We start from the raw sequence: 24,590 nt of genomic DNA, 5'->3' as shown, positions 1-24,590 counted from the left end.
ATCTGCTCCCGTCAGGAGGTGGCGAACTCGGCCGCGTTCTCGCGGGTGGCGATCTTCACCGGGACCGCGGCCGTGGCCTCGATCCTCTCACCCTTCGCCGCCCTGATCGCGGCCTGCACCGCCATCTGGCCGAGCAGCCGGGGCTGCTGGGCGACGGTGGCGGTGAGGGTGCCCGCCCGCACGGCCTTGATCCCGTCGGGGGTGCCGTCGAACCCGATGACCTTGACCTGCCCGCCCGCCTTCGCGCCGAGCGCCTTGATCGCGCCGAGGGCCATCTCGTCGTTCTCGGCGAACACCCCGGTCACGTCGGGGTGGGACTGCAGGAGGTTGGTCATGACGTCCAGGCCCTTGGTGCGGTCGAAGTCGGCGGGCTGCTTGGCCGCCACCCGGATGCCGGGGTACTGCCGGATGCCCTCCTCGAAGCCCTGGCCGCGCTCGCGGGAGGCGGAGGTGCCGGGCTGCCCCTGGATCACCACGACCTTGCCCTTCTCACCGAGCTCCTTGGCCAGCTGCCGGGCCGCGTCGCGTCCACCGGCGACGTTGTCGGAGGCGACGAGCTGGGCGACCGGCGCGCCGTTGACGCCCCGGTCGGCGGCGATCACGGGGATCTTCGCGCGGCCGGCCGCCTGCACGGCGGGCGCGGCGGCGTCGGAGTCGACCGGGTTGACGATGATCGCCCTGACGTTCTGGCTGGTGTAGTTCTGCACCTGGTTGACCTGCTGGGAGGCGTCGTTCTGGGCGTCGCCGACGGTCAGGGACACGCCCTGCCTCCTCGCCTCCTCCTCGGCGCCCTGGCGGAACTGCACGAAGAACGGGTTGTTGAGCGTGGACACCGACAGGCCGATCTTCAGGCCGCCGCCGCCCGCGCCGGTCGTGCCGGTCCTGGAGCCGGTGGACGCGACGCCCACGGCGATGGCGACGACGGCCGCCAGCACGGCGACGCCACCCGCCCAGAACGCCACCGGGCGTCCCTTCAGGCCGCGGAGGCCGCCGCCCCGGCGGACGGTGTCCAGCAGCACCGCCAGCGCGATCACCACGCCGATCACGACCTGCTGCCAGAACGCCGACACCGACAGCAGGTTCAGGCCGTTGCGCAGCACCGCCAGGATGAGCGCGCCGACCAGGGTGCCGAACGCCCGGCCCTTGCCGCCCGACAGGCTGGCCCCGCCGATGACGACGGCGGCGATGGCGTCCAGCTCGTAGCCGCTGGCGGCCTGCGGCTGCGCCGAGGCCAGCCGGGAGGCCAGCACGATCCCGGCCACGGCGGCGAACGCGCCCGACAGCGCGTAGGTCACCAGCTTCTGCCGGTCGACGCGGATGCCCGACAGCCGGGCGGCCTCCTCGTTGCCGCCGATCGCGTACATCGCGCGGCCGCTGTAGGTGCGGGCGAGGACCAGCGCGGTCAGCAGCCCCATCACGATCATGACGAGGACCGGGACCGGCAGGTAGTCGCCGATGGTGTCGCCGAGGCGGGTGACGGCCCTGGGCAGCGCGATCGGGCTGCCCTCGGAGATCACCAGCGCCAGGCCGCGCGCCACGCCCAGCATCGCCAGGGTGGCGATGAACGGCGGCAGCTTGCCGAAGGTGATCAACGCGCCGTTGACCAGCCCGGCGGCGACGCCGACCAGCACCGCCAGCACCAGCGCCACCGGCCAGGGCACGCCGCCGTCGGTGGCGGTCCAGGCCAGCACGACCGCCGACAGCGCGGCGACCGCGCCCACCGACAGGTCGATCCCGGCGGTGACGATGACGAAGGTGACGCCGAAGGCCAGGATGGCGGTCACCGCCGCCTGCACGCCGACGTTCAGCAGGTTCGTCACGGTCAGGAAGTCGCCCGACAGCACCGCCAGCGCGACCACCAGCACGGCGAGCCCGACCAGCGCCCCGTTGTCCCCCAGCAGGCGCCGCGCCGTGCCCGGCGCGCCCTGCTTCCGCGGCTGCTCGCGCAGCGTGTCCGCAGACATCACGATTCCTTCCCTGTGTCCGAGACGGCCAGCGCCATCACCGCGTCCTGGGTCGCCTCGCCCGCCGGAAGTTCCCCGGCGAGCCTTCCGCGCGCCATGACCAGCACCCGGTCGCTCATGCCCAGCACCTCGGGGAGGTCGCTGGAGATCATGAGCACCGCGTGCCCGGCGGCGGTGAGAGAGTTGATCAGTCGGTAGATCTCGACCTTGGCGCCGACGTCGACGCCGCGCGTCGGCTCGTCGAGGATCAGCACCCGGGCGTCGGCCATCAGCCACTTGCCGATGACGACCTTCTGCTGGTTGCCGCCCGACAGCGTGCGGACCGGCTGGTGCAGGCCGCTCATGCGCACCTTGAGGTCGCCCGCCATCGCGGCGGCGCGGCGGCGCTGCCCGGCCCGGTCGACGAACCCGCCGCGCACCGCGCGGTTGAGGGTGACCAGGCCGAGGTTCTCGGCGACGTCGGCGTCCAGCACCAGGCCCTGCCCCTTGCGGTCCTCGGGGACCAGGCCGAGGCCCGCCTCCATCGCGGCGTGCACGTCGCCGCCGCGCAGCGGGGCGCCGTCCACCTCCACCTCGCCGCCGTCGTAGGGGTCGGCGCCGAACACCGCGCGGGCCACCTCGGTGCGGCCCGCGCCGACCAGCCCGGCCAGGCCGACGACCTCGCCGGCGCGCACCTCGAACGAGACGTCCTCGAACACCCCGGCGCGGCGCAGCCCGCGCACCCGCAGCAGCGGCTCGCCGGCGCCCGGGCGCTCCCGGGGGTACTGCTGCTCGATCGAGCGGCCCACCATCAGGCGCACCAGCTCGGGTTCGGGGGTGTCGGCGGGCACCCGGCCGACCGAGCGGCCGTCGCGCAGCACCGTCACCCGGTCCCCCACCCGGGGGATCTCCTCCAGGTGGTGGGTGATGAACACGACCGCCACGCCCTGGTCGCGCAGCGCCGTCACGATCTCGAAGAGCCGGTCCACCTCGCCGGTGGTCAGCACGGCGGTCGGCTCGTCCATGATCAGCACGCGGGCGTCCAGGCCGAGCGCCTTGGCGATCTCCACCATCTGGGCGCGGGCGATGCCGAGGTCGCCCATGCGGGCGCCGGGGTCGACGTCCACGCCGACCCGTTCCAGCAGCCCGCGCGCGGCCTCGCGCATCGCCCCGCGGTCCACCAGCCCGAACCGGCGGGGCGGGCGGCCGAGGAACAGGTTCTCCGCGACCGTCAGCTCGGGGACCAGGTTGAACTCCTGGTAGATGGTGGCGATCCCGAGCCGGGCGGCGTCCTGCGCCGACCGGATCTCGGTGACCTCCCCGTCCACCTCGATCGTCCCGGCGTCGGGCCGGTGCGCGCCCGACAGCGTCTTGATCAGCGTGCTCTTGCCCGCGCCGTTCTCGCCGAGCAGCACGTGCACCTCGCCCGGGCGCAGGTCGAAGTCGACCCCGTCCAGCGCGACCACGCCGGGGAACGCCTTGCGCAACCCCCGGACGCGCAGGATCTCTTTCTCGGCCGTCATCGACCGCTCCCTTCTTCCCGCTCCGGCTCCCCGCACGAACGACGCACCACCAGCCGGGCCCGCAGCTCGACCGGCTCCACCGGGCCGCCCGCGATGCGGTCGGCCAGCGCCGCCACCGCGCGCCGCCCCAGCTCGCGCACCGGCTGGGCGATCGCGGTGATCGGCGGGTCGAGATGGGTGAACCAGGGCACGTCGTCGTAGGAGGCCAGCGCCACGTCCCCGGGGATCGCCAGGCCGCGCGCCCGGATCTCGTCCAGCGCGCCCAGCGCCATCAGGTTGTCCCCCGCGAAGATCGCCTCGGGGGGTTCGGGCAGGTCCAGCAGGCGCGCGGTCGCCGCCCGCCCGCTGGCGGCCTGGAAGTCGCCGCTCTCCAGGTACTCGGGCCGGACCGCGAGCCCGTGCCGGGCCATCCCGACCATGAACGCGTCGGTCCGCTCCCGCCCGGTCGACAGCAGCGCCGGACCGGAGATGAACGCGATCCGCCGGTGCCCGAGCCCCTTCAGATGCGCCACCAGCGCGCCGATCGCGGCCGTCCCGTCGGCGCGCACCGTCGGCACGTCCAGGCCGGGCAGCGTCCGGTCCAGGAAGACCAGCGGCAGGCCGTCGTCCACCAGGTCGCGCACCAGCGGGGTGATCTCGGCGGTGGGGCACAGCAGCAGCCCGTCCACCCGGCGCTCCAGCAGCGTGCGCACGTAGTGGTCCTGGAGGTCGGCGCGCTCGTCGGCGTTGCCGATGACCACCGAGTAGCCGCGCTGGCGCGCCTCGTCCTCCGCGGCGCGGGCCAGCTCGGTGAAGAACGGGTTGAGGATGTCCCCGATCACCAGGCCGATGGTGCCGGTGGCGTCGGTGCGCAGCGAGCGGGCGACCGCGTTGGGCCGGTAGCCGAGCTCGGCGACCGCCGCCAGGACCCGCTCCCGGGTCCGTTCGGTGACGGGCGCGCTGTCGTTCAGCACGCGCGAGACGGTCGCGACCGACACGCCGGCCAGCCGCGCGACGTCCTTCACGCTCGCCATGTCACCTCCCCTGCGTGTAAACGATTACAGAAAAGCTCGTGTAAACGTTTACACAACCCTCGCCCAATGTGCAAGCGCAGGTCGGGACCGTTACCGTGGGCCCGCGTGAGCGAGGTGCACGAATCCCGGCTGGCGCGCCGGGTGCGGGAGGCCGCCGACGCGGCGACGCGGCGGGCCAGGACGGTGTCGCCGGTCGAGGTGTTCGTCCGGCTGCGGTGGCTGCGGCAGGCCCAGGTGGACGAGTGGCGGCAGGGCCGCGTCGACCCGCTGTCGGAGGCGACGCAGGTGCGTCCCGACCGGCTGGCCGCCGCCGCCCGCGCGCTCGGCGACTGGGCGCGGGACAAGGGATGGGAGCCCGGCGAGGCGGCCTACACCGCCGCGACCCGCGACCGCCGCCCGCTGCGGTTCACCCCCGGCGGGCGCGACGACGCCCTGTTCCGCACGCACTGGATCGCGCCCGATCTCACCGACGCCCAGCGGCAGCGGCTGGCCGCCAAGCTCGACAAGGCCCCCGACCTGGAGGTCCTGGTCCCCGAAAGGGAGCGGTGGACTTGCACGGCCTGCTACGGCACCGACCGGTTCCAGCTCGTCGAGGACGGCGCGCCGCTCTGCCTGACCTGCGCCGACCTGGACCACCTGGTGTTCCTGCCCTCGGGGAACGTGGCGCTGACCCGGCGGGCCAAGAAGGAGAGCCGCCTGTCGGTCGCGGTCGTGCAGTACAACCGGCGGCGCAAGCGCTACGAGCGGCGCGGCCTGCTGGTGGAGGAGGAGGCGCTGGAGCGCGCCGAGGAGCGGTGCCTCGCCGACGAGGAGGTGCGGACCCGCCGCCGCGAGCGCGACCGGGAGCGCCGCGCCGCCGAGGACGTGGAGTTCCAGGAGGCGATGGCGGCCGAGATCCGGCGGCTGTTCCCCGGCTGCCCGCCCGATCGCGCCGCGGTGATCGCCCGGCACGCGGGGCTGCGCGGCAGCGGCCGGGTGGGCCGCACGGCCGCGGCCCGGGACCTGGACCCCGAGGCCGTCACCCTGGCGGTGGTCGCCTCGGTGCGGCACCTGGACACCGACTACGACGACCTGCTGATGGCGGGGGTGCCGCGGACCGAGGCCAGGTCCCGGATCCGCGGCACCGTCGACGCCGTGCTCGCCCGCTGGCGGGCCTGAGCGGGCCCGCTCAGTTCCCGCTCAGTTCCCGCGCAGGTCCTCGCGGGCCTCGACGGCGGTGTCGGGGTTGTCGCTCCACACCCCGTCGATGCCGGTGCGGTAGAAGGCCGCGTACTCGCGGAACGCCTGCCCGTAGTCGCCGGGGTCCGTGCCGACGCGCAGGTCCCTGGGCAGGAACTGGTTCTCGTTGCGGAAGGTGTAGACGACGACCTTCAGCCCGGCGGCGTGCGCGTCGCGCACCAGCGGGGTGGGGGTGCCCATGGTCCCGTCGGGCCGGTTGGGGATCACGCGGGTCTTCTCCGGGCCGATCATGTCGGCGTAGGTGGAGATCTCCTTGAGCCCGGCGGGGGTGACCATGTCGTCGAAGGTCGGGCCCTTCCCGCTCGCGACGGTGTCGTAGGGCGCGCCGGAGGTGGAGATCGCCTGGAGCAGCGGCACCCGCAGCCCCCGGTTCATGATCTTCAGGCTGGTCGGCTCGAACGACTGGACGATCGCCCGGCCGTCGCGGTGGTCCATCCCGTTGCGCTTGAGGACGCGGATCACCCGCTCCTCCAGCGGCAGGCCGATGGAGCGGAAGTAGGTCGGGTGCTTGGTCTCGGGGAAGATCCCGATCCGCCGGTGGTGCTGCCGGCTGAGGCGCTTGGCCAGGTCGATGACCTCCTGGAGGGTCGGGACCTGGTAGCGGCCGTTGTAGAGGGTGCCGTGCCGGCGGACGGCGGGGATGCGCTCCACCGCGCGCAGCGTCTTCAGCTCCTTCAGCGTGAAGTCCTCGGTGAACCAGCCGGTCACCTTCGCGCCGTCGATCGTCTTGGTCTTCTTCCGGCCGGCGAACTCGGGGCGCCCCGCCACGTCGGTGGTGCCGCCGATCTCGTTCTCGTGCCGGGCGACCAGCTCGCCGTCCTTGGTGGGCACCAGGTCCGGCTCGATGTAGTCGGCGTTCATCCGCACGGCCAGCTCGTAGGAGGCCAGGGTGTGCTCGGGCCGGTAGCCGGGCGCGCCCCGGTGCCCGACCACCAGCGGCCCGCGCGCGCCGACGCCGTGCTCGGGTGGGGCGGCCTGGGCGGGTCCGACGGCGGCCAGCAGCGGCAGCAGGGCGGCGGCGGCCGCGAGCAGGGCCGTGCGCCTGCCCCGACGTGCGACGGGCATAGCGGTTCCTTTCCGGCGCGGCGCCCGGTGCCGGTCACCGGGGGATCGCCGCGCCCGGAACGTACCGGGCCAGGGGTACCCGGGCCAGGGCCTGTCCGGTGACGGCCGGGGCAACGGTGGACGGCGACCTGGTGAACCGCCCCGTCCCACCGTTCGCGTCGCGGCGCGCCCGCCCTTCGTGCCCGACGAGGAGGACCCGGCGGGGATGGTGGCGCGGTTCCGCGACCGGCATGGTCCCGGGCAGCCGCCTGATCCTGTCGCGTCCGGCGTCCGACGCACTCCCCGCGGAGTCGGAGCGGGCGGAGAAGGTCGACGAAGGGGTCAACGCGCGCCGCCGGTTCGCGCGGCTGGTCGGGGTGGGCGTCAAGCGCGGGTCGGACACGTGAGGTGAACGCCTCGCACCGTTCCGCGACCGCTCGTTAGAGTGGACCCATGCTCATCCGTATGAGGTCGGGCCTGGCGACGCTGGCGCTGGCGCTGCCGGTGGCGCTGCTGGCCTGCGGTCCGGCGGACGCGGGGCGGCGGGGCGACACCGTCGGGGCGGGCGGGACGTTCACGCTCGCGCCCGGCGGCACCGCGCGGCTGGAGGGCGCCGATCTGGCGGTGACGTTCACGAAGGTGAGCCAGGACAGCCGCTGCCCCCAGGGCGTGCAGTGCGTCTGGGAGGGCGACGTGACGGTGGACGTGGAGGCCGTCACCGGCGGGAGGGCCACCGCCCATCGGCTCAACCTCAACCGCGCGCCCACCGGCGTCGCGGTCGCCGGGCACGATCTGAGACTCGTCGCGATCAGGCCGGACCGCGTGGCCGGGCGGCAGATCCCCGCGGGCGACTACCGCGCCGACTTCACCCTCACCCGGCGCTGAGCGGGCGTCCGGCCGCCGTCGCGGCGGCCGGACGCCGCGACGGTCACGCCACGTGGAAGGTCGCCGGGTCCGGGCCCAGGCGCTCGCCCTTGTCCAGCGCGGCGATCGCCGCCATGTCCTCGTCGGTCAGCGCGAAGTCGGTGACCGCGAAGTTCTCGGCGATGCGCGAGGGCGTCACCGACTTGGGGATGACGAGGTTGCCGAGCTGGAGGTGCCAGCGCAGCACGACCTGCGCCGGGGTCCGGCCGTGCGCCCGCGCGACGCGCGTCAGCGCCGGGTCGTCCAGCAGTCCCCTGCCCTGGCCGAGCGGGCTCCAGGCCTCGGTGCGGATGCCGTGCTCGGCGTGGAACGCGCGCAGCTCGGCCTGCTGGAGATAGGGGTGCAGCTCGATCTGGTTGACCGCGGGCACCACCCCGGTCTCGTCGAACAGCCGCTTCAGCGTCTCGACGGTGAAGTTGGAGACGCCGATCGCGCGGACCCGGCCGTCGGCGTAGATCTTCTCGAACGCCTTCCAGGTGTCGAGGTACCTGCCGGTGTCGGGCATCGGCCAGTGGATCAGGTAGAGATCCAGCTGCTCCAGGCCGAGCCGGTCCAGGCTCGCGTCGAACGCGCGCAGCGTCTGGTCGTATCCCTGGTCGGCGTTCCACAGCTTGGTGGTGACGAAGACCTCCTCGCGGGGCAGCCCGGAGGCGCGCAGCGCACGGCCCGTGCCGGCCTCGTTCTCGTAGACCTTCGCGGTGTCGATGCTGCGGTAACCGGTCTCCAGGGCGGTCCCCACGGCCTTCTCGGCCTCGTCGTCGGCCACCTGCCAGACGCCGAAGCCCAGCTGCGGCATGGTGATTCCGTTGTTCAGCGTGATGTCGGGTACCGACACACTCTCTCCCTGGCTCGCTGTCAGCTTTCCTCCCTGGGGCAACGCGCCGGTCCCGCCGCGGATTTCCCGTCCGCGGCGTGACCCGTGCCACCCCGCCCCCGCCGCCACCTGCGGCGGAGCCCATGTCAGGGTTTCCCACGATGTTCGCGGGAGCGGCCCCTGGCCAGGATCGAGGGCGTCCGGAGCGGAGCCATGCCCGGAACGCGCCCGCCGTCGAACAGGAGACCCGTCCCCATGGCCGCTCCCCCCGGCTTCCGTCTGCCCCCGGCCGCGCAGGTCGCCTGGCTCGTCGGCGACCCCACGGGGTTCTACGCGGCGGGACGGCGCCGGTTCGGCCCGGTCTTCACGGTGCGTTTCCCGGGGCTGCCGCCGGAGGTGTGCGTGGCGACGGCGGAGCTGGCGCGGGAGGTGTTCGCCACCGACGGCGGCGACGCCGGGGGGTCGCGCGCCGGGGCGATCCGGCGGGAGTTCGTCGGGCCGCTGGTCGGCGAGCAGTCGCTGCTGCTGCTGGACCGGGAGCCGTGGTGGCGGCACCGGCGGCTGATCAATCCCTCGCTGCACGGCCGGGCGGTGGCCGGGTGGCGGGACCGGATCGCCGCGATCGCCGCCGCCGAGGTCGGCGGCTGGCCGGTGGGGGTGCCGTTCGCGCTGCGCGACCGGGTGGAGCGCGTCACCCTCGAGGTCATCATGCGGATGGTGTTCGGCATCTCCGACGCCGCGCGGCTGTCGGCGCTGCGGGCGCTGCTGCCGGAGCTGGTGTCGGTCGGGGGGTCGCCCACGCTGCTGCGGCTGCCGCCCCGGCTGCGCGACCGGGCCCTGGAGTCGCCGCTGCTGCGGCGGGCCCGGGCGCTGCCGACGACCCGGTTCGCGCGGCTGCGCGACGCGGTCGACGCGATCCTGTACGACGAGATCGCGCGGCGCCGGGCGCAGCCGGAGCCCGGCGCCACCGACGTGCTGTCGCAGCTGGTGGCCGCGCGCGACGACCGGGGCGAGCCGCTGACCGACCAGGAGGTGCGCGACGAGCTGCTGACGCTGTTGCAGGCCGGGCACGAGACGACCGCGACGGCGCTGGCGTGGACGTTCGAACGGCTGGTGCGCACCCCGCGCGTGCTGCGGCGGCTGCGCGCCGAGCTCGCGGCGGGCGAGGGGTCGGAGTACCTGGACGCGGTGGTCAAGGAGGCGCTGCGGGCGCGGCCGGTGGTGCTGGGCGCGCCGCGCCTGCTGGACGCCCCGGTGAAGATCGGCGGCTACGAGGTCCCGGCCGGGTGGTACCTGTCGGCGTCGATGCCGCTGGTGCTGTCCGACCCGGAGGCGTTCCCCGCGCCCGGCGAGTTCCGGCCGGAACGGTTCCTCGGCCCCGGCGCGGACGCGGCGCTGCGGTCGTGGATGCCGTTCGGCGGCGGGCACCGCTACTGCGCGGGCGCGCAGCTGGCGACGCTGGAGATGCGCGTCGTCATCACCGAGGTGCTGCGCCGGGTGGATCTCGTCCCGGCGCGTCCGGAGCCGGAGCGGCCCCGCGTGAAGAACGTGACCCTCGCCCCCGCGCGCTCGACCCGGGTCGTGGCAAGGCCACGCCCGGACGAGGCAAAAGAAAGATGACGAACACGGCACGGTTGTCCGCACACTGTTGACATGTGTCCTCCGACGGCGCTTGATGGCACTGGAACCTGACTGACGGAGGAAACGACCCGCGGCCCCGGGTTATGGCCGTTTCGTCCAATAAGGGCGTGTCGGTCTCCCGCCGCGGGGGGCGGATCGGTATTGTGACCCCCGCGATTTTCACAATCGCGACAAGAAAGCATCATCACGGCGTATCGACCGCCTGTCGCTGTTGGGATGTGGACATGGAGGGTCGTGCGGACCGGCACGCTGACCGGCGTCACGAGGAGTCGGCGGGGAGCCCCGGGGTGCCCGTGAACATGCCGGGCCCCGGTCCCGGGAACATGCCGCTGGTCGGCCGTGCCGACGTGCTGCGGGGCATGGAGGAGTGCCTGGACGTCGCCGCCGAGGGGGCGTTCCGGTTCGTGGCGCTGGTCGGCGAGCCCGGCGCGGGCAAGTCGCGGCTGCTGACCGAGCTGACCGGCGCGGCCGCGGCGCGCAAGCTGGTCCCGCTGAACGGCCGGGCCGCCGAGTTCGAGCAGGAGATGCCGTTCGGCGCGGTCGTGGACGCCCTGGACGACCATCTGGAGGAGCACTTCCCCGACCTCGGCCCGGCGGCGATCACCCTGCTGGCCCCGGTGTTCCCGGCGCTGTCGACGGCGCTGCTCGACCCGCTGGGCGCCCCGGGGGCGGCCGCGCCGCACACCGGCACGCCGGTGGCGCGCTACCAGCTGTACCGCACCGTGCGGCACCTGCTGGAGGAGCTGGCCGCGCCGTCGGGCCTGGTGCTGGTGCTCGACGACGTCCACTGGGCCGACGACGCCACCATCGAGCTGCTGGACCATCTGGTGCGCCACCCGCCGCGCGCCCGCGTGCTGATCGCGGTGGCCTACCGGCCCGCGCAGGCGTCGGCGCGGTTGCAGGCGCTGGTGCAGGCGTCGGCGCAGGGCGGCTGCGGGCACGTGGTGCCGGTGGGGCCGCTGACCGAGGACGAGGTCGCCCAGTTGCTGGGGCCGCGGGTCGGCCGGGCCCGCTGCCGGGAGCTGTACGAGGCCAGCGGCGGCAACCCGTTCTACCTGGAGGCGCTGGCCCGCAGCGCCCAGCCGTTCACCGGCGGCGTGCAGGAGGGCGACCTCCCGCCCGCGGTGCGGGCGGCGTTGCAGCTGGAGCTGAGCGGGCTGTCGCCGGACGCGCTGCTGGTCGCCCAGGGCGCGGCGGTGGCCGCCGACGAGTTCACTCCCCCGCTGGCGGCCGCGGCGGCCGAGGTGCCCGAGGACGTGGCGCTGGCCGCGCTGGACGAGCTGGTCGCGCGCGACATCGTGCGGCCGGCCGCCGAGCGGTTCCGGTTCCGCCACCCGCTGGTGCGGCACGCCGCCTACGGGTCGGCGGCGGCCGGGTGGCGGCTGGCCGCCCACGGCCGCATCGCCGTGTACCTCAAGCAGATCGGGGCGCCCGCCGCGCTGCGCGCCCGGCACGTGGAGCGCTCGGGCCGGGTCGGCGACCGCGACGCGGTCGCCACGCTGGTGGAGGCGGCCCGGGCGTTCTCCACCCGCGCCCCGGCGACCGCCGCGCACTGGCTGAGCGCCGCGCTGCGGCTGATGCCCGAGAACGCCCCCGAGCCGCCCGCCGGGGAGGGCCTGCCGTCGCGGCTGGAGCTGCTGATGGAGCTGGCGCAGGTCCAGTCGGTCGGCGGCCAGCTCAAGGAGGGCCGCGAGACCGCGCGCGCCCTGCTGCGGCTGCTGCCGGACGACGACTACGGGCGCCGCGCCCGCGCCGCCCGGTTCGCGGCGCTGATGGAACGCCAGCTCGACCGTCCCAACGAGGCCCGCGCGCTGCTGCTGGACGAGCTGCGCCGGATGCCCGACCCGCGGTCGCCCGCCGCCGTCCCGCTGCGCATGCGGCTGGTCGCCGAGCGCATGATGCGGATGGACTTCCGCGCCGCGCAGGCGGTGCTGGACCTGATGCCCGACACGGGCGACGACTGGGAGCCCAGCCTGGAGGTCGCGGTCGCGGCGATGCGGCCGATGCCCGCCCTGGCCGCCGGGCGGATCGCCGACGCGCTGCGCTACGCCGAGGCCGCCGACCGCCTGCTGGGCGCCGCCCCCGACGAGCACCTGGCCGAGTGGATGGACGCCATCGCCTGGTGCTGCTGGGCCGAGACGTTCCTCGGCCGCTACCAGCACGCCGCCGACCGGTTCCGCCGCGCGGTCGCGGTGGCCCGTTCCACCGGCCAGCTGTACGTGGTCACCAACCTGATGGCGGGGCTGGCCCGTTCCTACGGGATGCTGGGGCGGCTGGCCGAGGCCGCCGCGGCCGCCGAGGAGGCGGTGGAGGAGGCCCGGCTGCTCAACTCCGGCCAGCAGATGATCTTCGCGTTGACCCAGCAGAGCCTGGTGGCCTGCTGGTCGGGCGAGGAGGAGACCGCGCTGCGGCACGCCGACGAGGCGGTGCGGATCGGCGCCGGCGTCGGCGAGTGGTGGGGCTCGATGGCCCGCTACGCCCGCGCGGTCGCGCTGCTGGGGCTGGGCCGCACCGACGAGGCGGTCGCCGCCATCGCCGAGGCCACCAACGACTTCGACGCCCCCGTCCTGGACGCGCACACCCTGCTGTCGTGCTGCGAGGTGATGGCGGGCGCCGAGGCCGCGCGCGGCAACGCCACCGCCGCCGCCGAGTGGGCCGACCGCGCCCGGCTGTTCGTGATCCCCGGCCTGGACGCCATCAACCCCCTGGCCGACCTGGCCCGCGCGCACGCCCTGCAGCTCACCGACCCGGCGCTGGCCGCCGACCGGGCGGTCGCGGCGGCCGAGGCGCTGGAGGCCGGGCAGATCCGCGTGGACGCCGGGCGCGCGCGGCTGCGCGCCGGGCTCGCCCACGCCGAGGCCGGGGACCGCGGGGCCGCCCGCGAGCAGCTGCGCGGGGCGGTGCGGCTGTTCGAGGAGTGCGGCGCGCGCGCCCTGCACGGCCAGGCCGTCCGCGAGCAGCGGCGGCTGGGGGTGCGGGTGCCCGGCCAGGGCGGGCGCGGCGCGACCGGGCCCGGCGGGCTGTCCAAGCGCGAGCAGGAGGTCGCCGCGCTGGTCGCCGAGGGCTGCACCAACGCCCAGATCGCCGAGCGGCTGTTCGTCAGCGTCCGCACCGTCGAGACGCACCTGTCGCACATCTTCACCAAGCTCGGCGTCACCTCCCGCGTCGGCGTGGTCAGCGCCATGAACCGCGGCGCGGGCGCCGGCCGGGACTGACCCGTTCCCCCGCGTTCTCCCAGAACCCGAGCGGCTCCGGGAGCGTCCCACCGGTATCGGTGGTGCGAGTCAGGGTTTACCACGATGCCCCCGGATCAGTCCGGGTCGCATCATTCTTGCGGGGGCAACACGGAGGCGAGGACATGGAACGGATGATCCCGAGGTTCACCCTCGACGGCGTCGGCGACGCCGAGGTGTCGGTGTACCCGTTCGCGACCGAGGACGGTCTCGGGCTGGAGCTGACGCGGTTCCTGCGCGCCGAGAGCGACGACGTGGTCCTGCTGGTCCACGGCCTCACCTCCGCCAGCGACGTGTTCATGATGCCGGAGCACCGCAACCTGGCCTCCCACCTGCTGGACAACGGGTTCACCGACGTGTGGGCGCTGGACTTCCGCATGAGCGGCCGGTACCCCTACGACACCGAGACGCACCGGTACACGCTCGACGACATCGCGCTGTACGACTTCCCCGCCGCGCTCGACGTGCTGCGCCGCCATCTCGGGGGCCGGCGCATCCACGTCATCGCGCACTGCCTGGGGTCGGTGTCGTTCTCGATGAGCCTGTTCGCCGGGAAGGTCTCCGGCATCACGTCGCTGACCTGCAACAGCGTCTCGCTCACGCCGCGGGTGCCCGCCTTCTCCAAGCTCAAGCTGCGGTTCGGGCCCGCGGCGATGGAGTACCTGGTCGGGCTGCCCTACATCGACCCGCGCTTCGGGGAGGCGCCGGTCCTGACCCGCGGCTGGATGGTCGCCAAGACGGTGTCGCTGTTCCACAACGAGTGCGACGTGTCGGCGTGCCACCTGCAGAGCTTCCAGTGGGGCGCGGGCAAGCCCGCCATGTACGAGCACGCCAACCTGCTGCCGGTCACCCACAAGCGCGTCGCCGACATCTGCGGGGCGTCGGGGCTGCACTACTACCGGCACGTCCGCAGGATGGTCGAGGCCGGGCGCGCGGTGAAGTACGACCGGGACAACCCGGCCCACCGCGACCTGCCCGACGACTACCTGGCGAACGCCGCCGACGTCGGAACGCCGATGCTGCTGCTGGCGCCCGAGCGCAACAAGGTCTTCACCGACTCCAACAACCACCTGTTCCGGCTGCTGGAGAAGCGGCGGCCCGGCCGCCAGGAACTCGCGGTGCTGCCCGGCTACGGGCACCTGGACCCGCTGATCGGAAAGAACGCCCACCTCGACGTCTTCCCGAAGATCGTCGACTTCCTGAAGCGGCACGGCGGCTGACGGCCGCACCGCGAGCGACACGGACGGAGCAGGAGCAGAGTATGGAGCACGTCGACGCGGTCGTCGTCGGGTCGGGTTTCGGCGGCTCGGTGGCCGCCTACCGGCTCGCCGAGGCGGGGCGTTCGGTGGTGCTGCTGGAGCGCGGCCGGGCGTTCCCGCCCGGCAGCTTCCCCCGCTCCCCCGCCGACATGGGCCGGGCGTTCTGGGACCCCGAGGCGGGCCTGCACGGGATGTACGACGTGTGGCGGTTCGGCGGGTGCGACTCGGTGGTGTCGGCCGGGCTGGGCGGCGGTTCGCTGATCTACGCGAACGTGCTGCTGCGCAAGGACGAGCGCTGGTTCGCGCACGAGGACGCGCACGGCGGCCACAAGTCCTGGCCGGTCACCCGCGGCGACCTGGACCCGCACTACGACGCCGTCGAGCGGATGATCGGCGCGGCGCCGTACCCGCTGGACCGGGCGCCCTACGACGACACGCCCAAGGCGCACGCGCTGGCCGACGCCGCCGCCGAGCTGGGGCTGCACGCGACGCTGCCGCCGCTGGCGATCAGCTTCGCGCCCGAGCGCGGGGTCGCCCCCGGCATGGGCCTGCCGGTCGTGGACGCCCCCTACGGCAACCTGCACGGCGTGCCGCGCCGCACCTGCAAGCTGTGCGGCGAGTGCGACATCGGCTGCAACGAGGGCGCCAAGAACAGCCTGGACCACACCTACCTGTCGGCCGCCCGGTTCCACGGCGCGGACCTGCGCACCTCGCACGAGGTGAAGGCGGTCCGTCCCCGGCACGGCGGCGGCTACGAGGTCGACTACGTCGTCCACGACCCCACCCGCGACCCCGCCGGGGACCCCGCGGGCGAGGACCGCCGTCCCCCGGTGCGGACGATCACGTGCCGGCGGCTGGTGCTGGCCGCCGGGACCTACGGCACCACGTTCCTGCTGCTGCGGTCGCGGGAGGCGTTCCCGGGGCTGAGCCCGGCGCTGGGCACGCGGTTCTGCGGCAACGGCGACCTGCTGACGTTCCTGATGAGGGCCAAGGACCGCAACCGGGTCCGGCCGCTGGACGCCTCCAAGGGACCGGTGATCACGACCGCGATCCGGCTGCCCGACGCGCTCGACGGCGTTCCCGGCGCGGGCCGCGGCGCCTACATCCAGGACGGCGGCTACCCGGGGTTCGCCAAGTGGATGGTGGAGCCGACGCTGGACTTCTCCGCGCAGATGGAACGCATGGTCAAGTTCATGTGGGGCCGGTTCGTCGAGTTCTTCAAGGACGCGCCCGACACCAACCTGTCGGCGGAGCTGGCCGAGCTGATCGGCGACGGGGCGCTGACGGTCAGCTCGCTGCCGCTGCTGGGCATGGGCCGCGACACCGCCGACGGGCGGCTGTCGCTGCGGGGGGGCCGGCTGAACGTCGACTGGTCCCCCGAGACCAGCGAGGAGCACTTCGAACGGCTGCGCCGCACCATGCGGGGCATCGCCGACGTGCTGGGCGCGGAGTACCGGGACAACCCGATGTGGCTCCGCAAGCGCGTCATCACCGTCCATCCGCTGGGGGGCGCGCCGATGGGCGACCATCCGGACGAGGGCGTCTGCGACGCCTTCGGCGAGGTGTTCGGGTTCCCGGGCCTGTACATCGCCGACGGGGCGGCGATGCCCGGTCCGGTGGGCCCGAACCCCTCCCTGACCATCGCGGCGATGGCCGACCGGATGAGCACGAGACTGCTGGAGTCCGCGAGCGCCGGCGGGAACGCCGGCGACGCGGGCGCCGGCGCGGGGGCCGGGCCGGTCGCGGGGACCGGCCCGCACCACGGGGCGGTGGGCGGCACGGCGCACGGGTCGGAACCCGGGCTCCACGAGGCGACCGGGGAACGGTCCCCGGCCGAGGGGTCCGGCCCGACGTCGCTGTCGTTCACCGAGGAGATGAAGGGGCACCTCGCCCTCGGGATCGCCGACCCGCGCGCGGGGGAGCTGGCCGAGGGGCGCGAGCCCCTGTCGTTCCGCCTCACCATCACGGCCGACGACGTGCGGCGGTTCCTCGCCGAGCCCGAGCACACCGCGCGGGCCGAGGGGTGGATCGACGCCGCCTGTTGCGGGGGCCGGCGTCCGGTCCAGCGGGGCTGGTTCAACCTGTTCGCTCCGGCCGGCGACGAGAACCGCCGCCGGATGAGATACCGCCTGTTCTTCACCGACGACCAGGGGCGCGAACGCACCCTGGCCGGGGAGAAGAACGTGCTGCACGGTCCGCCGACGCGGATCTGGCCCGACACCTCCACGCTGTACGTGCGGCTGCTGGAGGGGCACGTCGCCGAGGACGGGCCCGACGGCGAGGTGCCCGGTGGTGAGGTGCCCGGTGGTGAGGTGCTCGGCGCGGGGGTGCTGCACATCCAGCTCACCGACTTCGCGCGGCAGCTCACCACGTTCCGCACCAGCGGTCCGCGGGGCGTGGCGGCGCTGCTGGACTTCGGCCGCTTCTTCGCGGGCGAGCTGTGGGAGGTCTACGGCCCCGACCTCGAATAGGGGCCGCCACGGACGCGTGGGCCGAGGGAACTGCGGGGTGCCCTCGGCCCACGCCCTTTTCTTCCGCTTTCTTCCGCGTCCCTACCGGGGGAGGCGGGCGCGGTAGACGGCGCGCGCAGCGTCGAGCAGGTCGAGGTGGTCGGCGAGCTCGCGTTCGCCGTCCAGCCGCGCGTGCTCGCGGATCATCGTCTCCAGCCCGTCCAGGTAGTCCAGGCACCAGCGCACGTCGGCGGGCCGGGCGACGTGCCGTCCGGCGACGTCGAGGTAGACGGGGCTGGTGTGGGCGTACGCGCCCGAGTAGTGGAACGTCCGGGGGTGCGCGGGCCCGGAGGCGACGGCGACGACGTAGGTGGGGGCGTCCACAGTCAGCTCGGCGGTGAGCGCGCCGGGCGGCCCCTCGGCGACCACCCCGTCGGCGGTGCGCAGCTCCAGCCTGCGCACCTCGGGGCCGACGCAGCGGGCGGTGACGGTGACGCGGTCGCCGGGGGCCCGGTCGAGGGTGTCGCCGGGGCCGTGCCCGTCCACCTCCAGCTCCAGCCAGGGGCCGGTGGTGGCGAACGTGCGGCCCGCGCGGATCGCGTCGGCGAACGCGGCGGCGGTGAGGGGGCCGTCGAGGCGGGCGTAGACGCGTTCCCAGCCGGGCGGGCCGGACTGGCTGCTGCGGCGGTTGAACGACAGCATCGTGTCGGTCCCGGCGGTGACGGCGAGCCGGTTGCCCGCGCCGACCAGGTGCCGGTACACCGTGGCGGTGGCCTGGATCGAGGAGTGGTTGAGCACGTCGAGGGAGTCGACCAGGCCGAGCGCGGCCCCGGGCACGATCTCGCGGGCGCTGCAGTTGCGGCCCTCGGTGAGCGCGGCGGCGGGCGGGGCGTCCTCGTCGAACGGGACGTGGAAGGGGTGGCTGTAGCCGAGCACCGCGCCCGGCCCGTGCAGCTCGCGGCAGGCCTCGGCGTTGGGCGGCCAGTCCGCGGTGCCCAGGAACCCGGTGTGGTAGCGGGTCGGCGGGGTGTGCATCCCGAAGGCGTAGAAGTGGCCGAGCAGGTCGCTGCGGTACTCGACGCCGAGGCGCGCGAGGTGGGTGGCGTCGGACCAGGGCAGGTCCCGCCCGGCCCAGTGCTCCAGGGCCTCGCGGTCGTAGACGCGTTCGGAGGCGACGTTGCCCGCGACCAGGTTGAGCACGTGCAGGTCCTCGCCGTGCTGGGCGGCGGCGGCCTGGGCGGGGGTGCCGACGGTGTCGCCGGTCCAGTTCATGTGGACGTGCATGTCGCCGCCGTACCAGCCGCGCGCGGCGGCGTCGTACAGCCGCCGCGGGGTGAGCTCGACGAGGGTCTCGCGTCCGGGCTCGGGGGCGACCTCGGCCTCGGCGGTGTCGTACTCCATGCCGCGGGTGACGCGGACGGTCAGCGGCTCGGCGGGCACGTCCAGCACCAGGTCGTCGCCGTGGAAGTAGGGGTCGCGGTGGCCGTCGCGGCGGGGCTGGGCGCCCTCGGGGTACCAGCCCCGGCCGTTCTCCCCGATCACGGACCAGCGGCACGGGAACCCGGCGCGCACCCGCAGCCGGGCGGCGGGCGCGGAGCGGACCAGGCCGCCGAGGCCGACGGTCCGGCCGTCCACCGCGACGACGCTGGCGGGGGTGACCGGGACCAGCAGCGCTCCCCCGGCGGCCAGCTCGCGGGCGGCGCCGTCGACGGTCAGGGTGGCGGGCCGGTCGAGGGCGGAGTCGGCCATCAGCGTGGTGCGGAACCCCTCCCCCTCCAGCACGGTCTGGGTGCGCGCCTCCAGCCGCACGCCGTCCGGGGTGATCCGCAGCGCGGCGAGGTTGTCGGGGAGCTCCTGCCCGGCGAGGGCGTCGCGGATCACCTCCTGGAGGTCCATGTCGCGGACGCGTTCCTCGATCTCCTCGGCGGACGCGCCCGGGTACCGCGCGAAGACCTTCTCCAGGAACGCGAGGAAGAACCGGTGCTCGTCGCGCACGAACGCGTCGGCCTCGATCTGCCGGACGTAGGTGATGGGGTCCTCGCCCCAGGTCGGCCCGTGCTCGGCCAGCAGCCGCCGGTAGTCCTCCAGGGCCCGCCGGACGGCGGGCGGCAGGTCGTGCTCGTCGCACATGGGGGTCTCCGTCTCGCTGGGGGCCGGGGTCCCCTCAACGTGCCACAGCGCACCACGGCGGGAAAGCGCGTGGCCACCGCCGGTAGGCGATCTTCCCTACCGGAAGGAACAATCCTCTATCCGGCCTTTTCACCCGGTGCGGAAGCGGTCCAGCATGGCGGTCTTGGCGGTGGCGAATTCCTCGTCGGTGAGGACGCCGTCGCGGTGCAGCTCGCCCAGTTCGCGCAGGCGGCGCAGCAGCACGTCGGGGTCGGCGGCCCCGGCGGCGGCCGCCAGGGCGGGAGTCTCGGGGGCGGGCTTCTCCAGCGAGGGCTTCTCCTCGGCGGGCGCGAACGGGTGCGGCAGCCGGGCGACGACGGCGGCGGCGAGCAGCGCGGTGGTCCCGCCCTCGCGCTGGATGCCCCACGCCAGGCCGTTCGGGTCGTTCTCGGCGGCGTGCTGGGCGGACGCGCCGCGCAGCCGGAAGCGCAGGAACCCGTAGCCCATGCCCGACTGGCGGCTCCACTCGACTCCGGCGACGTCGCCGAGGGCGAACTCGCGGGGTCCGGCCTTGGTCTTGGCCTCCTCGGCCATCCAGTTCCACTCCAGGCGGATCCGGGCGCCGTCGAAGGTCGCCGTCCCGTCCCCGGCGGTCGCCGAGATCGGCACCGGCGGCCCGGGCATCAGGTAGCGGTCGCAGGGCCCGTCCGGCACCTCCCACACGATCAGGGAGTTGCGCACGTCGTCCACCAGGAACTCGGCCACCCCGACGCGGTCCCTGCCGACGGCGAGCCGGTAGGGGTCGGCCTCGGGCGGCAGCCCGCCGCCGACCGCCTGGGTGAACGGGTCGGCCCCGGGCCGCAGCCGCAACCGCAACCGCCCGCCCTTGCGGCCCGGTTCGAACGCGACGCCCGCCACCGCCCGCAGCGGGACGGCGATCTCGCCCATCGCCCTGCGCAGCTTGTGCACCGACCGGTCGTGCCCGGGCACGATCCGCAGGATCTCGCCGTCGAACGTCCAGGATCCGTCGCGGGTGGTGATTTCCGCCATGCCCGAATGGTAGAGCCGTGGACCGCGGATTCCCCTCCGCCCGGAGGACCGGTTCGGGCGGCCCCGCTAGCGGGCGCGCCGGGCCCAGGGGGTGCGGCCCCAGGGCTTGTAGTACGACAGCACCGTCATCGTGACGTACATCGTCATCGACACCACGGGCGGGGCCAGCAGGTCCCAGGAGCCGTGGTCGGCGGGGGTGCCGAGCGCGGCTCGGGCCGCCTCGTGCAGGCCGGGCCGCAGCGAGAAGATCGTCAGGGTCCCCGCCACCAGCGTCAGCACCAGCTTGACCAGCACCCACAGATGGCGGGTCAGGCCCCAGTGGGTGCCCAGCGACAGCACCACGCCGGTGGTCAGCGCCAGCAGGGCGACCGGGACCAGCAGCACGTCGCCGAACAGCCGCATCGCCACGTAGGCGGCGCGCAGCGTGGTGGTGTCGTCGGTGGTCAGGCCGGTGAGCGTGAGGGTCAGCAGCCCGACGTCCAGCCCCAGCCAGGTGACCGAGCAGATCACGTGCAGGACCAGGTTCGCCTTGCGCACCCGAGGCGACATCCGCCACCCCTGCCCGGTGCCGCCCCGCCGCACGCGGGCCCCACCCTTCGCAGAGCCCCCGCCCTTCACGGAGCCCTCACCCCTGATGGGGACCTCGGCACTCGTGGGAGCTTCGCCGTCCCTGGAGCCTTCGCCGTCCCTGGAGCCCTCACCGTCCCTGGAGCCCTCACCGTCCCTGGAGCCCTCACCGTCCCTGGAGCCCTCACCGTCCCTGGAGCCCTCACCGTCCCTGGAGCCCTCACCGTCCCTGGAGCCTTCGCCGCCTCTGGAGGCCTCACCCCCCGTGAAGCCCTCACCGCCCGTGAAGCCCTCACCGCCCCTGGAGCCTTCGCCGCCCGTGAAGCCTTCGCTGCCCGTGGAGGCCTCACCACTCGCGTGGAGCTCGGTGTTGGCGTGGGGTTCGGTGCTCGTGCGGTTCTCGGTGGTGGTCATGTCCTGACGGTGCCGGGCGGGTCCGGGGTGGCGCGTCGCATGGACGGCGGCTTCGTCCCTAACGCGAGCGGTGTAGAACGGCGGCACCCGCCTACCGCGTCGGCGGTAGGCGGGCGCCGGGGTCGGTCCCGGTCCCCCGTCAGGCCGGGCTCAGGGCCGGGATCGGCCCGGTGAGGATGTGCCCCTGGAAGACCGCGCCCTTGGCGGTGACCTTGACGGGGGTGAACACCGACGGCGGCAGCGCGCAGAACCCGGTCCGCACCACGTCCGCGTACAGCGAGTCCGACACCACGTAGGCCACGTCGCGGCCGGGGTCGTCGACCAGCAGCCGGCGCAGCGGCCCGGCGTCCAGCAGCCGCTGGACGACGATCGGCGCGTCCCCGGCGGGCCCGAACGGCCCGTCGGTCATGGTGCCGTGGTGCAGGGCCAGCCGGATCCGCAGCCGGGGGCCCGACCCGGTGTTGGCCTCGTGCAGCGCCGCCGCCAGCGCGACGACGAAGTCCCCGGCCACCGGCGCGGGATCGACGTCCTCGGGAAGGGTGGCCAGTTCCCCGTCACCGCCGACCTGCTTGGCCCATCGGGCCCGGTCCAGCCCGGTGCCCCGGGCCGCCGCGTCGAGCGCGTCGTTCAGCTGCCGCTGCGCCCGCAGCTGCTCGGCGGTGTTGCGCTTGCTGTAGCCCTGGATGTCCACCGCCAGCAGAAGGCGGTAGACGAGCTGTTCGTCCCCGTTCACTCCGGTTCGCCTTTCGGTCTCCGTCGTTCCTCCAAGAACAGGCGCGGTGTTCGTTCCGCCCTTAGACGCCGCGGACCGGTCCCTGAGACGGCCCGGGTCAGTAATCAGTGGCGAATCGGTAAGTGCTTGAACCCGTTTTCCCGGTCCCTGCGTACTGCCTCCCGACGTGACACGAAGCTCACCGGGAAGGAACGCCATGACCGTGTCCCCCTGGAGGGTGGCCCCCGGGCTCCCGCGGCGCGACGGCGCGGCACGACCGATCGCCCTTCTCGCGGGCGCCGTGGCCGCGGCCCTGGCGCTGACCGCGTGCGGCGGCTCCGGCGGGACGGTCCGTCCTCCGGCGCAGGCCGCCGCGGGCGGCATGGCGGACATGCAGGACATGCAGGCCGTTCCGCCGTCGCTGCGCGCGCTGCCGACCACCATGTTCGGCAGCGTCGTGGCCGACAACTCCGGACGCACCCTGTACCGCTTCGACCGTGACCGTCCCAGACCATCGGCCACCACCTGCGTGGACCAGTGCGAGCGGACGTGGCCGCCGGCCGTCTGGACGCCGGAGCTGAGGATCACCGGCATCGACCGGGAGCGCGTCGGACGGGTCCGGCGCCCCGACGGGTCCTGGCAGGTCACCCTGGGCGGCTGGCCGCTGTACCGGTACGCCGGGGACGCCGCGCCGACCGAGACCACCGGGCACGGCAAGGGCGGCGTCTGGTTCGCCAGCGCCCCGAACGGCGGCAAGGCCCGCCTGGTGCAGCCCGCGCCGCCCGGCACCCGCGCCGAGGACGGCCAGGGCGGCGCCCCGAACGGAGGCGCCCCGAGCAGCCCTCCCCCGGACGGCGGCATGCCGGGCATGCAGGGCATGCCCGGCATGAACTGAGCCCCGGCCGCGTCCACCCCACCCCGCACCCGCACCCGCACCCATCGGAGACCATCGATGGCTCATCGTTCCCCCACCGCCCCGGCCGCCCGCGGACGCGGCCGGGGCGGCGACGCCCCGGCCGACGGCCCGTGGTCGTGGTTCCGCGGCCCCCGCCCGGCCGGGGACGTGGACGACCAGGTGATCATCACCGAGCTGTACCGCGTGTACGGCCGTCCGCTGCTGTCGCTGGTGCTGCGGCTGACCGGCGGCGACCGGCACTGGGCCGAGGACGTCGTGCAGGAGACGATGATCCGCGCCTGGCGCAGCGCCCACCAGCTGGACTCGGGCGCGACCTCGCTGCTGCCGTGGCTGGCCACGGTGGCCCGCCGCATCGTCATCGACGACCAGCGGCGCAAGAACGCGCGGCCGCAGGAGGCGGGCGAGGGCCCGCTGGAGAACCTGCGCGCCCCCGACGGGTTGGAGGACCTGCTGCGTTCGGTCGTGGTGTCCGAAGCACTGCTCGCGCTGTCCCCCTCGCACCGCGAGATCCTCAACGAGACCTTCTTCCGGGACCGCTCGGTCAACGAGGCCGCCGCGGCCCTCGGCATCCCCGTGGGCACGGTCAAGTCCCGGGTGTACTACGCGCTCAGGGCGTTGCGCGTCGCCCTGGAGGAAAGGGGCGTGACGCCGTGACCGGGCACGTCGAGGTCGGCGCCTACGCGCTGGGCCTGCTGGAGCCGGGCGACCGGCTGGCGTTCGAGGGGCATCTGGCCGGGTGCCCGCCGTGCCGCCGCGAGCTGTCGGAGCTGCGCGGCGTCGCTGCGGCGCTGGACGGGCTGCCGCCGGAGCTGGCCGCTCCCCCGCCCCCCGAGCCCGACCCGGCCGGGGTGGCGGACCTGCTCAGCCTGCACGCGCGGCGGCGGCGCCGCGACCGGTGGTCGCGGGCGCTGGTCGGGGCGGCGGCCGGGCTGGTGCTGCTGGGCGGGGCGCTGGGGCTGGGAACGACGCTGGACCTCGCCGAGCCCGAGCCGCCGGCGCCGCCGGACGGCAGCGCCGAGCAGTTGCTGAGCACCGGCCGGACGGCCGCGGCGACGGACCCGCGCACGGGCGTGACGGGCCGCGTGGCGACCGAGTCGAAGGCGTGGGGCACCCGCGTGGGGATGCGGCTCAGCCGCCTGCGCGGCCCCCTGCAGTGCGAGCTGGTGGCCGTGGACCGGTCGGGCCGGGCGCACACGGTGGCGGGCTGGTCGGTCCCCGAGCGGGGCTACGGCCTGCCCGGCACGCCGCCGGCGCTGGTGCTCCAGGGCGGCACGGCGCTGCCGTCGTCGCAGATCGTCCGGTTCGAGGTGCGCACGCTGGGCGACGACCGCACGCTGCTGACCGTTCCGGCGTGAGGGACCGAACGCTACCGGCGGGTACGGATCGGGTTCGGGCGGCGTCTACCCTGGAGCGGTGAGCGCGACCCGACCCGCATCCCGTGAGCCCCGCCTGCTGCTGCCCGGCCTCCGCGAGGTGTACGCGGCGTACGTGCGGGCGGCCGGCGCGCTGCCCGCGCTGCCGTCGGCGTTGCAGGCCGAGGTGTGGGCCTCGGCGCAGCTCGGCTCGCTGGAGGCGGCCGCGCCGAACGCCGAGGGGTACCGGGCGGCGCTGGGCGATCTGATCATGAGTCTGCGGGCCGCCGCGACGCCGGGGGCGAAGGCGTTCCTGCGGGTGCTGGCCGCGATCGGCCCGGCGGAGGCCCGGACGGCGGCGGGCCGCGCCGCCGACGCCCTGGCCGC

General features: G+C 74.8%; 19 protein-coding genes and 1 pseudogene. 11 read left to right on the top strand and 9 right to left on the bottom strand.

Features of this window, described 5'->3' with window-relative positions; genetic code table 11:
• Positions 1-11: 11 nt before the first annotated feature.
• From AKI01S_RS31120 to AKI01S_RS31110, 3 genes are read right to left on the bottom strand one after another with little or no spacing between them, the layout of a single operon-like run.
• Entirely contained in the window at positions 12-1,964 is a 1,953-nt protein-coding gene (locus AKI01S_RS31120; RefSeq protein ID WP_067825725.1) for an ABC transporter permease/substrate-binding protein, read from the bottom strand.
• Positions 1,964-3,466, bottom strand: a complete 1,503-nt coding sequence (locus AKI01S_RS31115) for a sugar ABC transporter ATP-binding protein (protein WP_067825723.1) — start codon at positions 3,464-3,466, stop codon at positions 1,964-1,966. Before AKI01S_RS31115 ends, AKI01S_RS31120 begins: the two co-directional genes overlap by 1 nt.
• Positions 3,463-4,479 (bottom strand): LacI family DNA-binding transcriptional regulator, encoded by a 1,017-nt coding sequence (locus tag AKI01S_RS31110; protein ID WP_067825721.1) that lies wholly within the window; start codon positions 4,477-4,479, stop codon positions 3,463-3,465. Before AKI01S_RS31110 ends, AKI01S_RS31115 begins: the two co-directional genes overlap by 4 nt.
• A 105-nt stretch (positions 4,480-4,584) precedes the next feature.
• Here AKI01S_RS31110 and AKI01S_RS31105 point away from each other — a divergent pair, with 105 nt between their 5' ends.
• A complete protein-coding gene (locus AKI01S_RS31105) occupies positions 4,585-5,637 on the top strand; it encodes a DUF2293 domain-containing protein (RefSeq protein ID WP_245681853.1) in 1,053 nt (350 codons plus the stop codon).
• Positions 5,638-5,658: 21 nt separating this feature from the next.
• On the opposite strand, the gene AKI01S_RS31100 is transcribed toward AKI01S_RS31105, so the two are convergent.
• On the bottom strand, positions 5,659-6,783 hold the full coding sequence (locus tag AKI01S_RS31100) for a glycerophosphodiester phosphodiesterase (RefSeq protein ID WP_084000412.1): 1,125 nt from the start codon (positions 6,781-6,783) through the stop codon (positions 5,659-5,661).
• A 230-nt stretch (positions 6,784-7,013) separates the two neighbouring features.
• Between AKI01S_RS31100 and AKI01S_RS50995 the strand changes: the two genes are divergently transcribed.
• Both AKI01S_RS50995 and AKI01S_RS31090 read left to right on the top strand, forming a co-directional pair.
• The gene (locus AKI01S_RS50995; RefSeq protein ID WP_157420267.1) at positions 7,014-7,169 is read left to right on the top strand and encodes a hypothetical protein; all 156 of its coding nucleotides are present in this window, start codon (positions 7,014-7,016) and stop codon (positions 7,167-7,169) included.
• A gap of 46 nt (positions 7,170-7,215) precedes the next feature.
• Positions 7,216-7,647 carry a hypothetical protein gene (locus AKI01S_RS31090; RefSeq protein WP_157420266.1) on the top strand — a complete coding sequence of 144 codons (432 nt, stop codon included), beginning with the start codon at positions 7,216-7,218 and terminating at the stop codon, positions 7,645-7,647.
• Between the two features lie 43 nt (positions 7,648-7,690).
• Here AKI01S_RS31090 and AKI01S_RS31085 read toward each other — a convergent pair whose 3' ends face one another.
• Entirely contained in the window at positions 7,691-8,482 is a 792-nt protein-coding gene (locus tag AKI01S_RS31085) for an aldo/keto reductase (RefSeq protein ID WP_067825751.1), read from the bottom strand.
• A gap of 273 nt (positions 8,483-8,755) precedes the next feature.
• Here AKI01S_RS31085 and AKI01S_RS31080 point away from each other — a divergent pair, with 273 nt between their 5' ends.
• From AKI01S_RS31080 to AKI01S_RS31065, 4 genes are all read left to right on the top strand, one after another.
• Positions 8,756-10,120: a cytochrome P450 gene (locus tag AKI01S_RS31080; RefSeq protein WP_067825714.1), complete on the top strand. Its 1,365-nt coding sequence runs from the start codon at positions 8,756-8,758 to the stop codon at positions 10,118-10,120.
• A gap of 308 nt (positions 10,121-10,428) precedes the next feature.
• Entirely contained in the window at positions 10,429-13,356 is a 2,928-nt protein-coding gene (locus tag AKI01S_RS31075) for a helix-turn-helix transcriptional regulator (RefSeq protein WP_245681852.1), read from the top strand.
• Between the two features lie 143 nt (positions 13,357-13,499).
• Positions 13,500-14,594, top strand: coding sequence for an alpha/beta hydrolase (locus tag AKI01S_RS31070; RefSeq protein ID WP_067825710.1), 1,095 nt, complete (start codon positions 13,500-13,502; stop codon positions 14,592-14,594).
• A gap of 41 nt (positions 14,595-14,635) precedes the next feature.
• Positions 14,636-17,104: a GMC oxidoreductase gene (locus AKI01S_RS31065; RefSeq protein ID WP_067825708.1), complete on the top strand. Its 2,469-nt coding sequence runs from the start codon at positions 14,636-14,638 to the stop codon at positions 17,102-17,104.
• Between the two features lie 81 nt (positions 17,105-17,185).
• Here the strand turns inward: AKI01S_RS31065 and AKI01S_RS31060 are convergent, their stop codons facing one another.
• From AKI01S_RS31060 to AKI01S_RS31045, 4 genes are all read right to left on the bottom strand, one after another.
• Positions 17,186-19,213, bottom strand: coding sequence for a CehA/McbA family metallohydrolase (locus tag AKI01S_RS31060; RefSeq protein ID WP_067825706.1), 2,028 nt, complete (start codon positions 19,211-19,213; stop codon positions 17,186-17,188).
• Between the two features lie 129 nt (positions 19,214-19,342).
• Complete coding sequence (locus AKI01S_RS31055; protein ID WP_067825704.1) at positions 19,343-20,242, bottom strand: DUF4429 domain-containing protein; 900 nt, start codon at positions 20,240-20,242, stop codon at positions 19,343-19,345.
• A gap of 66 nt (positions 20,243-20,308) precedes the next feature.
• Complete coding sequence (locus AKI01S_RS31050) at positions 20,309-20,791, bottom strand: hypothetical protein (protein ID WP_067825749.1); 483 nt, start codon at positions 20,789-20,791, stop codon at positions 20,309-20,311.
• Between the two features lie 571 nt (positions 20,792-21,362).
• Entirely contained in the window at positions 21,363-21,956 is a 594-nt protein-coding gene (locus AKI01S_RS31045; protein WP_067825702.1) for a hypothetical protein, read from the bottom strand.
• Positions 21,957-22,152: 196 nt separating this feature from the next.
• On the opposite strand from AKI01S_RS31045, the gene AKI01S_RS31040 reads away from it, so the two are divergent.
• From AKI01S_RS31040 to AKI01S_RS31025, 4 genes and pseudogenes are all read left to right on the top strand, one after another.
• Positions 22,153-22,830 carry a COG4315 family predicted lipoprotein gene (locus tag AKI01S_RS31040; protein ID WP_067825700.1) on the top strand — a complete coding sequence of 226 codons (678 nt, stop codon included), beginning with the start codon at positions 22,153-22,155 and terminating at the stop codon, positions 22,828-22,830.
• Positions 22,831-22,887: 57 nt separating this feature from the next.
• A complete protein-coding gene (locus AKI01S_RS31035; RefSeq protein WP_084000411.1) occupies positions 22,888-23,505 on the top strand; it encodes a sigma-70 family RNA polymerase sigma factor in 618 nt (205 codons plus the stop codon).
• On the top strand, positions 23,502-24,206 hold the full coding sequence (locus AKI01S_RS31030) for a zf-HC2 domain-containing protein (RefSeq protein ID WP_067825698.1): 705 nt from the start codon (positions 23,502-23,504) through the stop codon (positions 24,204-24,206). Before AKI01S_RS31035 ends, AKI01S_RS31030 begins: the two co-directional genes overlap by 4 nt.
• A gap of 58 nt (positions 24,207-24,264) precedes the next feature.
• Positions 24,265-24,590: pseudogene (locus tag AKI01S_RS31025) on the top strand (hypothetical protein); the annotation flags it as partial.

The organism is Actinomadura kijaniata NBRC 14229 (assembly GCF_001552175.1).
In the GTDB taxonomy this organism is placed as follows: domain Bacteria; phylum Actinomycetota; class Actinomycetes; order Streptosporangiales; family Streptosporangiaceae; genus Spirillospora; species Spirillospora kijaniata.
Note: the sequence above shows the minus strand (reverse complement) of the source record. Positions and strands in the feature narration are given on the sequence as shown.

Bases quoted from the DNA above. Each gene is read 5' to 3' on its own strand.
- AKI01S_RS31055 (WP_067825704.1), bottom strand. From the start codon at position 20,242: ATGGCGGAAATCACCACCCGCGACGGATCCTGGACGTTCGACGGCGAG.
- AKI01S_RS31115 (WP_067825723.1), bottom strand. From the start codon at position 3,466: ATGACGGCCGAGAAAGAGATCCTGCGCGTCCGGGGGTTGCGCAAGGCG.
- AKI01S_RS31065 (WP_067825708.1), top strand. From the start codon at position 14,636: ATGGAGCACGTCGACGCGGTCGTCGTCGGGTCGGGTTTCGGCGGCTCG.
- AKI01S_RS31040 (WP_067825700.1), top strand. From the start codon at position 22,153: ATGACCGTGTCCCCCTGGAGGGTGGCCCCCGGGCTCCCGCGGCGCGAC.
- AKI01S_RS31110 (WP_067825721.1), bottom strand. From the start codon at position 4,479: ATGGCGAGCGTGAAGGACGTCGCGCGGCTGGCCGGCGTGTCGGTCGCG.
- AKI01S_RS31085 (WP_067825751.1), bottom strand. From the start codon at position 8,482: ATGCCGCAGCTGGGCTTCGGCGTCTGGCAGGTGGCCGACGACGAGGCC.
- AKI01S_RS31060 (WP_067825706.1), bottom strand. From the start codon at position 19,213: ATGTGCGACGAGCACGACCTGCCGCCCGCCGTCCGGCGGGCCCTGGAG.
- AKI01S_RS31050 (WP_067825749.1), bottom strand. From the start codon at position 20,791: ATGTCGCCTCGGGTGCGCAAGGCGAACCTGGTCCTGCACGTGATCTGC.
- AKI01S_RS31100 (WP_084000412.1), bottom strand. From the start codon at position 6,783: ATGCCCGTCGCACGTCGGGGCAGGCGCACGGCCCTGCTCGCGGCCGCC.
- AKI01S_RS31080 (WP_067825714.1), top strand. From the start codon at position 8,756: ATGGCCGCTCCCCCCGGCTTCCGTCTGCCCCCGGCCGCGCAGGTCGCC.
- AKI01S_RS50995 (WP_157420267.1), top strand. From the start codon at position 7,014: ATGGTCCCGGGCAGCCGCCTGATCCTGTCGCGTCCGGCGTCCGACGCA.
- AKI01S_RS31035 (WP_084000411.1), top strand. From the start codon at position 22,888: ATGGCTCATCGTTCCCCCACCGCCCCGGCCGCCCGCGGACGCGGCCGG.
- AKI01S_RS31070 (WP_067825710.1), top strand. From the start codon at position 13,500: ATGGAACGGATGATCCCGAGGTTCACCCTCGACGGCGTCGGCGACGCC.
- AKI01S_RS31120 (WP_067825725.1), bottom strand. From the start codon at position 1,964: ATGTCTGCGGACACGCTGCGCGAGCAGCCGCGGAAGCAGGGCGCGCCG.
- AKI01S_RS31090 (WP_157420266.1), top strand. From the start codon at position 7,216: ATGCTCATCCGTATGAGGTCGGGCCTGGCGACGCTGGCGCTGGCGCTG.